Below are 14,980 nucleotides of genomic sequence, written 5' to 3' on the forward strand. Positions count from 1 at the left end.
GGGGCAATTCATGCAAAGGAGCAAGCGGCAATGCCGTCTGGGGCGCTGGCTGATGGCCACAGTTGTGACTTTGGCCCCAACCACGCTGGCGGCGCTGGAAACCTCCCTTTCGGCCCCCGGCGCATCGAAAGAACTGGTTGATCGCCTCAAGGAGACCTCCTCAGTAACCACCGCTGAGGAACGCGGCCTCGACACCCCGCTTGAAATCCTCTCGGCAGCTTTGTCGGATTACCGTACGATTGTACAAATCCTTTACGACGAAGGGTATTTCAGCCCGGTCGTCAGCATCAAGCTTGATGGACAGGAGGCGGCCGAGCTGAGCTCTCTCACGGTGCCTGCACAAATAAACCGTGCTGCAATTACCGTTGAAACCGGGCCAAGCTTCAAATTCGGCACCGCCACTGTCAAGCCCCTGGCCCCCGGAACGGATCTGCCCGAAAACTTTGCCCCCGGGAAACTGGCGACGACCGGTGCCATTCAACAGGCCTCCTCGGCCGGTGTTCAGGGTTGGAGGAACGCGGGTCACGCAAAAGCCGGAATTGCGGGTCAGACAATCATCGCGCGCCACGCCCAGGCCCGTCTGGATGCCCAGATCGACCTTGATCCCGGGCGCAGGCTGACATTTGGCAAGATGTTCATCAAGGGCAATTCAGATGTGCGCCACAGGTCCATCGAAAAGATCGCCGGGTTTCCAAGCGGAGAGGTCTATTCCCCTGAGAAAATCCAGAAGGTGGGAACACGGTTGCGCCGGACCGGCACGTTCAACGTGGTCTCGTTGCAGGAACGAGAGACGCCGAATCCGGATGGCACACTGGATTTCGATGCCACGTTCGAAGACCTGCCCAAACGTCGGTTGACCTTTGGTGTCGAACTGGCCTCTCGCGATGGTGTTGATGTGACCGCGACGTGGACCCATCGCAATATGTTCAGGCGCGCAGAACGTCTGCGCTTCGAAGTGGCGGTTCGAAATATTGGCGGTGCAGAGGATATTGATGGCCGGATCGGGTTGCGTCTGGATCAACCTGACCGGCTTGGCCCGGATGACAACACCTTCTGGAGCGCCCTGCTGGAACGCCGCAACACGGAAAACTATAATGTAACGGTGGCTTCGCTGGCCTATGGTGCGCGCCGCACTTTTTCCGACAACTTATATGCCGAGGCATCCGCCGGGTTTCAGCTGTCAGACGCCGACGACGCATATGGCACTGGTCGCAAGTTCAGGTATTTCATCCTGCCCTTCCGGTCTGAATGGGACAAACGCGACAGCAAAGTCAGCGCCACACGCGGATTCTATCTGGACTCGCAAGTCATGCCCTTTGTCGGAATATCCGGTACGGATACCGGCCTCCGCCTTTTCTTTGATGGGCGGGCCTATACCAGCCTGGGGACAGGGGGGCGGATCGTTTTGGCCGGTCGCGCGCAGCTGGGATCTGTGATTGGCCCACCTGCCGATGGCGTCACGCCTGACTTTCTGTTCTTCTCGGGCGGTGCGGGAACCGTTCGCGGGCAACCCTATGAAAGCCTTGGCATTCCGGTCGGGACCGGCATCGCGGGCGGCAAGTCATTTATTGGCTTGTCCGGCGAGATCCGTGGCAAGGTTACTGACAGCCTGTCGTTGGTCGGGTTTTATGACTACGGTGTCGTCGATACGTCTTCCTTTGTCGGCAGCGGCGCGCAAGAAGATCACTCGGGCGCCGGTATCGGCGTAAGATACGATCTGGGCGGGTTTGGCCCCTTGCGTCTTGATCTGGCCTATCCTGTCAGCGGTCCCACCGGGGACGGGCTACAGTTCTATATCGGGATAGGACAGGCATTTTGAGACGGTACCTTTCATACCCTCTGCTGATCGGCGCGCTGGCAATCGTGCCTGTGGCCGGACATCCGCAGGAGGACGAAGGCGGCAGCATGATCGAGCGGTTCCTGCAGGATACCCTGTCGGGCGAGGATCAGAACGTCACCGTCAAAGGCCTGCAAGGTGCACTGAGTTCACGTGCCACGATTGCCGAGATCACCGTTGCCGATGACGAAGGGGTCTGGCTGACCATAAAAGATGCCGAACTTGACTGGAACCGGCTGGCTTTGATCCGTGGGCGGTTCTCAGTCAATGCCCTGACGGCGCAAGAGATCGACGTTGCCCGCGCGCCTGGCACCACCACCAAAGACACGCCGCCGCCAACCGCAGAGGCAAAAGGCTTCCAACTGCCTGAACTGCCTGTTGCCATCGAAATCGGTGAAATTCGCATCGACGAGCTGGCTTTGGGCGAGCCCCTGATCGGAGTGGCCGCAGAACTGGCGGTTAGTGGCAACCTGTCACTGGCCGACGGGACGCTGGACACCAACCTTGATATCACCCGGCTGGACCAGGCAGGTGATGAAATCAAGTTGACAGCGGGCTTTCAGAATTCGAACAGCCAGATCGATCTTGATCTTCAGGTGACAGAGGCGGCGGGCGGCCTGATCTCGACCGCTCTTAAAATGCCGGATACCCCGCCTATCGCGCTGACAGCGAAAGGATCCGGACCCGTGACCGATTTTACGGCCGATATCGGTCTCAGCAGCGATGGTCAGCCTCGGGTGACGGGTCAGGTTCGGTTACGCTCGGCCCCGACTGCCGCGGCCAGCGCAGAAGAGGGCATTGCGTTTACTGCCGATCTCGGCGGTGATTTGACACCTTTTGTCGCCGAAGAAATGGATACGTTTTTCGGTGCCAAAACACAGCTCTATGTGGATGGGCGAACCCAACCTGAAGGTGCGCTGGAAATTGACGAGCTTGAGATCTCGTCACAAGCACTGAACCTGAAAGGCCAGTTACAGTTGGCGGCAGGTGGGCGATTGCAACTCGCAGCCCTGCAAGGACGCATAACGCCGCCGGAGGGTGAAAGGGTAACTCTTCCAGCTTCGGGCGGTGACACGTCCGTTGGAGCAGCACAGATTTCGGCGCTGTACGACGAAAAAAACGGCAATCATTGGGACCTAAGCCTGACTGCAAACGCCGTGCAGGCCGAGCAGGTTGATTTGGAGCGCGCGCAAATTACTGCTCACGGGACCCTGGAACAGGGCGCAGTGCTAAAAATCAATGGCAACCTGCAGGCCGCGTTGGACGGTATTGACCTGGCGGACAAGGCCCTGAATGCAGCAATTGGCGACCTCGTCACTCTGGATGGCACTTTCGAATATGGCAGTGACCAATCCCTGAACCTGACCGGTCTCGAACTGGTTGGTGCGGATTACGAATTGGGCGTCGACGCATTGGTCAGCGGCCTGTCCACCGGTCTGGCCGTCGACGGCACCGCCACTTTGGAAGCCACGGATCTGTCCCGGTTTTCAGAACTGGCCCAACTGGAGCTGGGAGGCCAGGTCTCGGCCCGTCTAAACGGTCAAGGCTCACCACTGGAAGGCAGTTTCGACGGCAAACTGGAGGTCGAAGGAACCGACCTCTCGACCGGGCGTGATGACATCGATCCGGTGATCAAGGGCAATACAACAATAACGCTCGACGCCAGGCGCGGCGCAGATGGCGTAACCATCCGAGATTTCACCCTGATCGGTGATACCTTGCGCGCCCAGGCCGACGGCACCGTAACGACCCCTGATGGCAACGTGACGATCGATGGTCAGGCGACGGTCAATTCCCGAGACCTGTCCGTGTTTTCCGGCCTTGCCAAACGCGAGCTTGGGGGTGCAGTGCAAGCGAAACTGAACGGAAAAGGAACCGTTCAGACGCTGGAGTTTGACGGCACGGCCAGCGTATCGGGCCGGGATATCAAAACCAGTCTAACCGAGATCGACCCTCTGTTGGTCGGTCGCAACGAGATCACGTTCGACGGTGCGCTGAGCCAAGAACAGATTGTTATCCGCGACGCATCGGTGAACGGTTCAGCCCTGACCGCCAAGGCCTCTGTTACCATAGACGATCCAAGGAAAGCCCTTGCCATTGACGGGCAGGTCAATGTGAACATCCCGGACCTGTCACCGTTTTCCAGCCTTGCAAAACGCGATCTGGCAGGGGCGATCCGAGCGGATGTTGCCGGCAAGGGCGCAGTCGGCAGCAAAGCGTTCGACGTAAAAGGCAATCTGTCGGCGGACGACATCAAAACCGGGATCGACGCCGTTGACGACCTGATCCAGGGGCGAACGAACCTGACCGTGGACGCGATGAACAACGATGAAGGCCTGGATATCCGTACGTTCCAACTGATTGGAACCGCCCTTTCGGCGAATGCATCGGGCAAGCTGAACCGAGACGCCGGCGGTTTGGACTTTTCCGCCAAACTGGATGACCTTGCCCGTCTGTCGCAAACTTTGTCCGGACCGCTGAACCTGAGCGGGAACGTCGCTCCGACCGGCTCTGGACTGGAAGGCACTGCTCGCCTGGACGGGCCTGACAGCTCTTACGCCAGCCTTCAAGGAACGGTCGGCCAGAATGGCTCGGCTGATGTGGATTTTGACGCCAAACTGAACCGGATCGAGCGGTTCGTTCCCGAATTTCCCGGCACTGTGGCAGCAAAGGGAACGGCCAAACGCGATAACGGTGTCTGGACGATTGACGCCAAGGCGCAAGGGCCTGCCGACATTGACACCACGTTGGCCGGCACTTTTGATGAAACCAGCAGTCAGGCGGATCTGAAGGCACAGGGCGGCATCAACCTTGGGATCGCGAATGTCTTCATCACACCCAACAAGATCGACGGTTCGGCGCGCTTCGATCTGGCACTCAAAGGTGCTCCGGCGCTGGCGTCGCTGAGCGGTTCAGTCACCACTTCGGGCACATCCCTTGCAATTCCGGGTGCTGGTCAGACCATTACCGGGATCAGTGGTCAGGTGGATCTGGCGCAAAGTCGCGCAAACATTACACTGAATGGCGGAGTTCGGGCGGGCGGCAACTTTACCGTCAACGGGCCTGTTGACCTGACCCCTCCGTTCAACGCCCAGATTACCACCACCCTGAACAACCTAGTGCTGACAGACCGGTTGCTGTATGAAACCACCCTGAACGGTCAGATTGCCATGACCGGGGCGTTGGCCGGAAACAGTTCGCTGGCCGGTCAGATCACGTTTGACGAAACCAACATCAACCTTGCCGCCGCGTCCGGCGCGGTAGGCGCGGCACCTATCCCGGACATCCAGCACATCAACGAGAGTCGCGCCGGTTTCGTCACCCGAGAGCGGGCCGGATTGGTCGTGACCGAAGGATCGGAGAAAAGCGCATCCCGTATTGCGCTGGATATCAGCCTGCTTGCACCCAAGGCGGTTTTCGTCAGAGGGCGTGGTGTGAACGCAGAACTGGGTGGGCGAATTTTCATCGGCGGCACCACTGCCTCTGTCGTGCCGTCCGGTCAGATCGAACTGATCCGGGGGAATTTCGACATTCTGGGCCGCAGATTGGCACTGACGAAAGGGATCGTCACGTTGCAGGGCGACCTGACCCCGTATATCGAGTTCGAGTCTTCAGCCAGCACGTCTGACGGCACCGCGACGATCGAAATTGCCGGCCCGCTGGATTCACCTGAGGTCAATGTGTTTTCCGACCCCGAACGTCCGGCTGAAGAAGCACTGGCAATGTTGCTGTTCGGGAACCGGTTTTCAGAAATCTCGCCTTTCCTGATCGCGCAAATGGCAGCATCACTGGCGCAGCTTAGCGGTGCGGGAGGGGATGCAACCAAAGGTCTCCGCGACTCCACCGGAGTCGACACGGTCGACATAGGAGCGTCCGAAAGCGGCGCGGGCCGTTTGGGCGCGGGCGCGTACCTGGGTGAAAACCTCTATACGGACTTCACCGTGAACACCGAAGGTGACACCGAAGTGAACCTGAACCTCGATGTCACGGACAATTTCACCGTGCGCGGTACGGTCGATGGCCGAGGAGAGACCGGCGTGGGTGTGTTCTTCGAGCGTGACTACTGACCACTGACCAACTGTCAAAAAAGAAACCGAGTTGAGCCATCCGTTCATGTCGCACGAGCAGGTGACGGGTGTTCAAATTGTCTTATCGACGCCTGATTCCGATTTCGTTGGTGGTCGCGATGCAATCGCCAGCGCGGAAATTTGCGCGGTGCTGCGGCCAATTGAAAACCCGACGAATTGTCGGAGCCGGTCAGACGGTGCAATCGTTTGAACGATGGCGCGGCAAAGAAAAAAGGCGGCCCCCTTCCAGAGGCCGCCCTTGCTCAGTCTGGCCGCGATCTTATTCCGCTGCCATCGCATCCTCGATCTTTTCGACACGAATGGCCGAGAATTTGAACTCGGGGATCTTGCCGTAGGGGTCGATGGCCGAGTTCGTCAGGATGTTCGCCGCCGCTTCGACATAGGCAAACGGGATGAACACCATGTCTTCGGCAATGGCCCGGTCGGCGCGCACCATGATTTCAATCGAACCACGACGCGTGGTCAGGCGGATCATTTCGCCCGGCTCAATCCCCATCAGCTTCAGCGTGCGCGGGTTCATCGAGCAGTTGGCCTCTGGCTCGACCGCGTCAAGAACCCTTGCCCGGCGGGTCATTGAACCGGTATGCCAATGTTCCAGCTGACGGCCGGTGGTGGCAATCATCGGGTATTCATCATCGGGCGCCTCATCAGGCGGGATGACATTGGCCGGAGTGAACCTTGCTTTGCCACCCGCGCGGGGGAAACCATCGCCGAACACAATAGACTGGCCGGGATCGGTTTCGCTGAGCGACGGATAGGTGATCGTCTCGTTTTCCAGCCGTTCCCACGTGATATTGTCAAGCGACTCCATGGTCAGTTTCATCTCGGCAAAGACCTCGGACACATCGGAGTAGTCCCAGTTCAGCCCGATGCGCTGCGCCAGTTCGACCGTGATCTTCCAATCCTCGCGCGCCTCACCCGGAGGCGCCACGGCCGGACGGACACGTTGCACCTGACGGTTGGTGTTCGACACCGTGCCGTTCTTTTCATACAGCGCCGAGGCCGGAAGGATGATGTCGGCATAGTTCGCGGTTTCGGTCAGGAAGATGTCCTGCACGATCATCAGGTCCAGCTTGGCCAGGGCCTCACGTGCGTGGCCAACATCCGGGTCGGACATGGCCGGGTTTTCACCCTGAATGTACATGCCCTTGATGTTGCCCGCATAGGCTTGGTCGATGATCTCGGTGACGGTCAGACCCTTCTCGTTCGAGAAATCGTCCGATTTCCAGATATTGGTGAACTGCGCGCGAATGCCGTCATCGGTCACCGTCTTGTAGTCCGGCAGGAACATCGGGATCAGGCCGGCGTCCGATGCGCCCTGCACGTTGTTCTGGCCCCGCAGAGGGTGCAGACCTGCGCCGGGTTTGCCGACATTCCCGGTCATCAATGCCAGCGAGATCAGGCAGCGCGAATTGTCGGTGCCGTGGATATGCTGGCTGACGCCCATACCCCAAAAGATCAGACCAGCCTTGGCTTGCGCAAAGGTGCGCGCAACGCGACGCAGCTGATCCGGTTCGATGCCGCAGATCGGCGCCATCGCCTCGGGCGTGAACTGGCGCAGATGCTCCTTCTCGGCCTCCCAGTTCTCGGTCCAGCGGTGGATGTACTGGCTGTCATACAGCTCTTCCTGGACGATCACGTTCATGATCGCGTTCAGCATCGAGACATCGGCACCTGGCCGAAATTGCAGCATTTCGTCCGCAAATTTGCGCATGCCGACACCGCGCGGGTCCATCACGATCAGCTTGCCGCCGCGCTTGGCGAACTGCTTGAAATAGGTCGCCGCGACGGGGTGGTTCTCGATCGGGTTGGCGCCGATGATGATCGCCACATCAGCATTCTCGATCTCGTTGAAGGTCGCCGTCACCGCGCCCGAGCCCACGTTCTCGATCAGAGCGGCCACAGACGACGCATGGCACAGACGGGTGCAGTGGTCGACATTGTTGTGTTTGAAACCCTGACGGATGAACTTCTGGAACAGATAGGCCTCTTCGTTGGTGCATTTGGCCGAGCCAAAGCCCGCAACGCTGCGCGGGTCTTGGTCGCGCAGGGCCATCAGTCTGGTGGCCGCCAGATCCATCGCTTCTTCCCAGGTCGCTTCGCGGAAATGGGTCGACAGGTTGCCGGGATCAACGTTCAGACCTTTTGACGGTGCATCCTCGCGCCGGATCAGCGGTTTGGTCAGGCGATGCGGGTGGTGGATATAGTCGAACCCGAACCGGCCCTTGACGCACAGACGGCCTTCGTTGGCGGGGCCGTTGATGCCCTCGACATATTTGACCTTGCCGTCCTTGACCTTGAGGCTGACCTTGCAGCCCACCCCGCAGAAGGGGCAGACGCTTTCGGTTTCGGAATCGTAATCCTTGCTGTCGCCGTGCTGCCGGTCGTCCAGCACGGTGGCGGGCATCAGAGCGCCGGTCGGGCAGGCCTGAACGCATTCGCCGCAGGCCACGCAGGTCGAATCGCCCATCGGGTCGTTCTGGTCGAACACCACCTGCGCGGTATGCCCGCGCCCGGCCATGCCGATCACGTCATTGACCTGCACGTCGCGGCATGCGCGGACGCAGAGGTTGCAGTTGATGCAGGCATCCAAATTGACCCGCATCGCCACATGGCTGTCATCCAGCAGCGGAATCTTCTCGGGCTCTTTCGCCGGGAAACGGCTGTCGCTGACATCGTTCAGCTTGGCCATATCCCAGAAATGGCTCGAGGCATCGTGCGGCTGCTCGGGCTGGTCGGCCACCAACAGTTCCATGACCATGGCGCGCGATTTCTCGGCGCGGTCGGTGTCGGTTTTCACCACCATCCCGTCAGCCGCCGGACGGATGCACGAGGCGACCAGCGTACGCTCGCCCTCGACTTCGACCATGCAGGCGCGGCAGTTGCCATCGGGTTTGTAGCCCGGTGCCGGTTTGTGACACAGATGCGGGATCACCAGTCCACGGCCATTGGCCGCTTCCCAGATGGTGGTGCCTTCGGGCACGGTGACGTCATCGCCGTTCAGGTTGAAGGTGACGGTCTTGTTTGGGCTTGCATCAAGCATGGCTCTGTCTCCCTCAGATTTCTTCAGCGAAGTGTTTCATGACCAGACGGATCGGGTTCGGGGCCGCCTGCCCCAGACCGCAGATCGAAGCGTCGCCCATCACCTGGCACAGGTCTTCCAGCAGGTCGGTGTCCCACGTCTCGGCCTGCATCAGCTTGACCGCCTTTTCGCAGCCCGCCCGGCAGGGCGTGCACTGGCCACAGCTTTCATCCTCGAAGAAGCGCAGCATGTTCAGCGCCGCATCGCGGGCCGTGTCCTGATCGGACAGAACCACAACCGCAGCAGACCCGATGAAGGTGCCCAGCGGCTGTAGTGTGTCAAAGTCGAGCGGGACGTCGTCGATGCTGGAGGGGAGAAGACCTGACGACGGCCCGCCCGGTTGATACGCCTTGAACACATGACCTTCGGCCATGCCCCCGGCTGCATCAATCACGTCAAGAATAGTCGACCCTGCCGGCAGCAGGTAAACGCCCGGCTTGGCCACCCGGCCCGAGACCGAATAGCTGCGCAGCCCCTTGCGGCCATTCTTTTCAACCGAATTGAGGATCTCCGGACCTTCCCGGCAGATTTTGGACACCCAGTAGAGCGTTTCCACGTTGTGCACCAGCGTCGGGCGGCCGAATACGCCGACCTGCGCCACGAAGGGCGGGCGGTGACGCGGCAGGCCCTTTTTGCCCTCGATCGACTCGATCATCGCGGATTCTTCTCCGCAGATGTAAGCGCCCGCGCCGCGGCGCAGGTCGATATAGCCTTTCTCGACGATCCCGGCCTGTTCCAAAGCCGCGATCTCGCGCCGCAGGATTTCCAGAACGGCTGGATATTCGTCGCGCATGTAGATGAAGCAGGTCTCGGCCTGAACCGCCCAGGCAGCGATCAGCATACCTTCGAGGAAAACATGCGGCGTGCGTTCCAGATAGTAGCGATCCTTGAATGTGCCCGGCTCGCCCTCGTCCCCGTTCACGGCCAGGTAACGCGGGCCGTCATTCATGCGGACAAAGCCCCATTTCTTGCCCGACGGGAAACCGGCACCGCCGAGGCCCCGCAGGCCCGAGGCCAGAACCTGTTCCTGGACCGCTTCCCAGTCGCCGCCCTCGCGCAGCTCTTTCAGCTTGGCGTATCCGCCGTTCTCGACATAGGTCGCGAAGGTCTCATAGTCGGGCAGATGGGCGTGGGTGTCCCCGGCCGCGATGGCGGCCTGCACCTTTTCAGGGGTCGCGTGGTCGATATGGTTGTGCCCGATTTCCAGCACCGGCGCGGTGTCGCAGCGCCCCATGCAGGGCGCACGCAGAACGCGCACTTCGGACGGGTCCAGCCCATCCTCCAACGCTTTTTGCAACTGCTGCGCACCAGCCATTTCGCAGGACAGGGAATCACAGACGCGAATGGTCAGCGCGGGGGGCGGCGTTTCACCTTCTTTCACCACGTCGAAATGGGCATAGAAGGTCGCGGTCTCGTAAATCTCGGCTTGGCCGATCCGCATCTCGACGGCCAGCGCGGCGATATGGTCGGCGCTGATATAGCCGTGTGTGTCCTGAATCAGGTGCAGATACTCGATCAGCAGGTCGCGGCGGCGTGGGCGGTCGCCCAGCAGGCGCGCAATTTCGGCCTGCGCTTCATCCGTAAACTGTCGGCCCTTGGGCGTGTGCCGCCCCTTGCCTTTACCTGACTTCCAGACGCCCTTGGGTGCGCCTGATGGCTTGGTGTCTAATGGTGCCATGATGCCCTCCGATTCAGGCCCCGTGTCTCATCAGGCTAGCATATCGTCAAATCGCTTTTTGCAATCGCACGATAACGACATCTTATCACCGTAAAGACGTCACCACAGCGCGCAGTGCCTGCACCGTGGGCAGTTCAGGATCTCGGCTCAGGGTGGCCAGACAGATCGGTTTACTTACAATCGGATCGACCAGCGGCAGCACCTTTGTCCCCTGCAACTCGCCCAGTGCCCGAATAAGCACACGTGGCACAACCGTAGCAGCCAGCCCCTCGCGTGCCATCACCATCGACGCGGTAAATCCACTGGTTTCGGCGACCACGTCCGGGTGCAGCCCCTGTTCGGCAAAGATACGATCCAGAATACGCCGGTTTTGCATCTGCGGCTCGAGCAGGCTCAGCGGAAATTCAGCCACGCGCGCCCAAGGCAAGGGGCCGGTTTCGTCCGTCATGTGTGACGGAACCAGCAGAACATAGGTTTCCTCGTACAAAGGTTGCACCTGTCGCAGATCAGTCCCGATGCTGTCGCCATATGTTACACCGGCGTCCAGACTTCCTTCGTCCAGTCGGTGTTGAATGGCGGTGGCAGACATGGTTTCGATGCGCGTAACGATGCGAGGATGGGCTTGCCGAAAGCGTTTGGTGAGGCGCCCGGTAAAGGCGATGGCCGTCGGAATCACGCCAAGGATCAGCGTACCGGTGATCTCGCCCCTGGTGGCCAGCACCTGCTGTTCCAGTGCTTTGGTGTCATCGAGAATACGCCGCGCCCGCTGAACGATCATCTCGCCCTCTTCGGTCAGGCCCTGAAATCGGTTGGCGCGGCGGACGATGGACACGCCCAGCCGATCCTCGAGGTTGCGGATGCGCATGGAAAAGGCGGGCTGCGAAATCCCGCATTCCTCGGCCGCCTTTGCAAAATGCCGATGCCGTGCCAAGGCACTGAGCAATTGCAGGTCGCGGATTTCGATCATGATTCAAATTTCCAACATCAGGCCAAAGACCACTCTAACTGCATTACCGTACAGGGAAAGCACCGTCTTTCAGCGCGGGCGCGTCGGAAACTGGTGCTTTGTCGTATAAGATTGCCCGCCATTAATAGGCGCTGGGAACAAGAAGGCGAGGTACCGCATGACCGCTGTAGACGTATTTCAAAAACTGTTTGACGCGTATGTCGGATGCTACCGATCCCGAAACGCAGCTGGGTGCGCATCGTTTTTCACCGAAGACGCAGAGCTATACTCACCTTTTGGCCCCGCAGCCAAAGGACGAACAGCCATTGAAACAATACACGCGGAATGGCTGGAGGAAGGTGGCGAGGACAAAGTCATCGAAGTCGTGCAGGCTGGCATAGACGGCCAAATCGGCTGGTGCCTTGCGACTTTCCGCGAAGGAACGACAGATGACGGCACATCTCTCAACGTTTTGTACAGACAGCCGGACGGCGGGTGGCTGATTCGACAATGCAGCTTGAACGAAACGCCCTGATGTCGGCACAGGGCAAATGGCGTCAGGTGTTGAACAGGAAATGCATCACGTCGCCATCCTTGACGATATAGCTTTTCCCCTCGGCCCGCATCTTGCCTGCCTCTTTCGCCCCCTGCTCGCCGTTGCAGGCGATGAAGTCGTCATAGGCGATGGTCTCGGCGCGGATGAATCCCTTTTCGAAATCACCATGAATGACACCAGCCGCCTGCGGTGCAGCGGTGCCGGTGCGGATGGTCCAGGCGCGGGCCTCTTTCGGGCCGACCGTAAAATAGGTTTCCAGTTTCAGCAGGTCGTACCCGGCACGGATCAGACGGTCGAGGCCGGGCTCTTCCAGACCCATTTCCTCAAGGAACATCTGTGCCTCGTCCGCTTCAAGCAGGCTGATCTCTTCTTCGATCTTGGCGCTGATGATGACGTGAGAGTTGCCTTGGGCGGCAGCCATCTCGGCGACTTTCGCCGAGTATTCGTTGCCTTCAGCGGCTTCTTCCTCAGACACGTTGCAAACATAAAGAACCGGCTTGGTGGTCAGCAGCTGCAACATCTTCCAGGCCTTGGCGTCCTCGTCCGAAACCTCGACCAACCGTGCAGGTTTGCCGCTCTCCAGCATCTTTTGCGCTTCGGCAAGCAGGCGGTCCTGCTGTTGGGCCTCTTTGTCATTGCCTTTCAGCTTGCGCACAAGGTTGGCACGGCGCTTTTCGATGCTTTCCAGATCGGCCAGCATCAGCTCGGTCTCGATGGTCTCGGCGTCGGCCACAGGATCGATGCGGCCTTCAACATGGGTCACGTCGCCATCTTCGAAACAGCGCAGGACATGGGCGATGGCATCGACCTCGCGAATATTTGCCAGAAACTGGTTCCCCAGCCCCTCGCCTTTCGAAGCCCCCTTCACCAGACCGGCGATATCCACGAATGTCATGCGGGTCGGGATGATCTGTTTTGACGACGCGATTGCTGCCAACTTGTCGAGCCGCTCATCCGGCACGGCCACATCGCCGACATTGGGCTCAATCGTGCAGAACGGGAAGTTCGCGGCTTGCGCGGCAGCGGTTTTGGTCAACGCATTGAACAGGGTCGACTTGCCCACGTTCGGCAGACCCACGATTCCCATCTTAAAGCCCATAACGGCCTCCTGCATAGAATACGAACGCAGCTTCTATGCAGGTCCGCATCAATGCGCAAGTGATTGCCGGGGCTACTTTGTTTGAGTCCCTTCGGCCACATCACGAAATTGTTCTCAAATCGTGTTCTTGTCGGTCCTGAAAAACGAAGGGTAGGATGAACAATTAACATAGCGCGACCAAATTAAATGGCAGAATATAATGGAAAAACTACTTCTTGCAGCCGTACTGACGGTCTCTACATTTGCTACAGCCCAAGCTCAGACGGTTGTTTTTGGTGCCGGGTATTCAGATTTTTCCGAGGCGACGTCCGAAGATCAGGCACTGATCGCTCTCGAGTACCATCACACTCCTTTTCACCAGGCAACTCGGTTCAGTGCTGGCTGGGGTGCTGCGTTTTCTGTGGACGAAGACGGGGATACGCATATCGGTGTGGGGCTGGTCGGACTGTATTCTCTGGGTGAGCGCTGGTTCGTCGAAGGCAGTGTCATGCCGGGGTACTTCAATGCCAGCAACGACCAGAACGACCTGGGCGGAGACTTTCAGATCCGCAGCCTTTTGGGTCTTGGATATAACCTGAACAACGGCAACAGAATGTCAGTTGCGATCACGCACAAATCGAACGCCAGCACCAATGATGAGAACCCTGGTGTAAACGCGGTTCTGCTGCGGTACCATCTGGGCTTCTGAGCTATTCCTGCGTTGGCGGGATTGATTTTCGGTCAAAGTTTCTGCACACGGGTCCAAACCCGATTGCAAGGACATCCGATGACCCGTATCGACGCTAAGTTTGCCGCCCTGAAAGCCGAAGGAAAGAAGGCTTTTGTTGCCTATGTGATGGCAGGGGACCCAGACTATGACACCTCGCTCGACGTGGTCAAAGGCCTGCCCGGCGCGGGTGTGGACATCATCGAACTTGGTTTGCCTTTCACTGATCCGATGGCGGATGGCCCCACAATTCAGGCGGCGGGTCAACGCGCGCTGGACGGCGGGATGACGTTGCAGCGCACATTGGATCTGGCGCGCGCGTTCAGGGAAACAGATGACACGACGCCAATTGTCCTGATGGGGTACTACAACCCGATTTACAGCCGGGGTGTCGAGGCTTTTCTGGCCGATGCCAAAGATGCCGGTATTGACGGGCTGATCGTTGTCGATCTGCCGCCCGAGGAAGACGAAGAGCTTTGCCTGCCTGCGCAGGCGGCCGGGCTGAACTTCATTCGTCTTGCAACACCTACCACGGATGACCAGCGCCTGCCGCGCGTTCTGCAAAACACCTCGGGCTTCGTGTACTACGTCTCAATCACTGGCATCACCGGCGCGGCTGAGGCGCAGGCAACGGATGTGGCCCCCGAGGTTGCCCGCATCAAGGCCGCTACCGAGCTGCCGGTGATCGTGGGCTTTGGCATCAATACGCCCGAGAAATCCCGCAATATCGCGTCCGTGGCAGATGGTGCCGTAGTCGGATCGGCGATCGTCAGCCAGATCGGCGCAGGCAAACCGGTCGAGGAAGTTCTGGATTTTGTAAAGTCCCTGTCAGATGGCGCTCATAGCGCCTGATCCGGCAGATAACACAACACACTCGAAAGCCTGCCGCAGACTGTTCTGGGGCAGGCTTTTTTGACTGCCCGCCGCCGGGCCAGATCATTGCAGGCTTTGACATGCATTGGTAAGGAAAACGAACCAGTAAGTTCGG

The 14,980-nt window shown here is 59.3% G+C and carries 9 protein-coding genes; 5 read left to right on the forward strand and 4 right to left on the reverse strand.

Going from position 1 to position 14,980, the window contains the following annotated elements; all coding sequences use genetic code 11:
* Window positions 1-10: 10 nt before the first annotated feature.
* Both GOW31_RS14145 and GOW31_RS14150 read left to right on the forward strand, forming a co-directional pair.
* Complete coding sequence (locus GOW31_RS14145) at window positions 11-1,819, forward strand: autotransporter assembly complex family protein (RefSeq protein WP_171117443.1); 1,809 nt, start codon at window positions 11-13, stop codon at window positions 1,817-1,819.
* Window positions 1,816-5,904 (forward strand): translocation/assembly module TamB domain-containing protein, encoded by a 4,089-nt coding sequence (locus GOW31_RS14150; protein ID WP_254441725.1) that lies wholly within the window; start codon window positions 1,816-1,818, stop codon window positions 5,902-5,904. The genes GOW31_RS14145 and GOW31_RS14150 overlap by 4 nt, the downstream gene beginning before the upstream one ends.
* 280 nt (window positions 5,905-6,184) lie before the next feature.
* Here the strand turns inward: GOW31_RS14150 and fdhF are convergent, their stop codons facing one another.
* The 3 genes from fdhF to GOW31_RS14165 form a co-directional block, all read right to left on the reverse strand.
* Window positions 6,185-8,968 carry a formate dehydrogenase subunit alpha gene (gene fdhF / locus GOW31_RS14155; protein WP_171170895.1) on the reverse strand — a complete coding sequence of 928 codons (2,784 nt, stop codon included), beginning with the start codon at window positions 8,966-8,968 and terminating at the stop codon, window positions 6,185-6,187.
* A gap of 13 nt (window positions 8,969-8,981) precedes the next feature.
* The gene (locus tag GOW31_RS14160; protein ID WP_171170897.1) at window positions 8,982-10,685 is read right to left on the reverse strand and encodes an NAD(P)H-dependent oxidoreductase subunit E; all 1,704 of its coding nucleotides are present in this window, start codon (window positions 10,683-10,685) and stop codon (window positions 8,982-8,984) included.
* Window positions 10,686-10,770: 85 nt separating this feature from the next.
* Window positions 10,771-11,652, reverse strand: a complete 882-nt coding sequence (locus GOW31_RS14165) for a LysR family transcriptional regulator (RefSeq protein ID WP_171170899.1) — start codon at window positions 11,650-11,652, stop codon at window positions 10,771-10,773.
* Between the two features lie 157 nt (window positions 11,653-11,809).
* Between GOW31_RS14165 and GOW31_RS14170 the strand changes: the two genes are divergently transcribed.
* Window positions 11,810-12,166: a nuclear transport factor 2 family protein gene (locus tag GOW31_RS14170; RefSeq protein ID WP_171170901.1), complete on the forward strand. Its 357-nt coding sequence runs from the start codon at window positions 11,810-11,812 to the stop codon at window positions 12,164-12,166.
* 22 nt (window positions 12,167-12,188) lie between these two features.
* Here GOW31_RS14170 and ychF read toward each other — a convergent pair whose 3' ends face one another.
* Window positions 12,189-13,286: a redox-regulated ATPase YchF gene (gene ychF, locus GOW31_RS14175; protein ID WP_152457188.1), complete on the reverse strand. Its 1,098-nt coding sequence runs from the start codon at window positions 13,284-13,286 to the stop codon at window positions 12,189-12,191.
* A 199-nt stretch (window positions 13,287-13,485) separates the two neighbouring features.
* Here ychF and GOW31_RS14180 point away from each other — a divergent pair, with 199 nt between their 5' ends.
* Both GOW31_RS14180 and trpA read left to right on the forward strand, forming a co-directional pair.
* The gene (locus tag GOW31_RS14180) at window positions 13,486-13,974 is read left to right on the forward strand and encodes an acyloxyacyl hydrolase (protein ID WP_171117433.1); all 489 of its coding nucleotides are present in this window, start codon (window positions 13,486-13,488) and stop codon (window positions 13,972-13,974) included.
* Window positions 13,975-14,052: 78 nt separating this feature from the next.
* A complete protein-coding gene (trpA, locus tag GOW31_RS14185) occupies window positions 14,053-14,844 on the forward strand; it encodes a tryptophan synthase subunit alpha (protein ID WP_171117431.1) in 792 nt (263 codons plus the stop codon).
* Window positions 14,845-14,980: the final 136 nt, after the last annotated feature.

Origin of the sequence: Ruegeria sp. HKCCA0370 (assembly GCF_013033705.1) — a bacterium.
Taxonomy (GTDB): Bacteria; Pseudomonadota; Alphaproteobacteria; order Rhodobacterales; family Rhodobacteraceae; genus Ruegeria.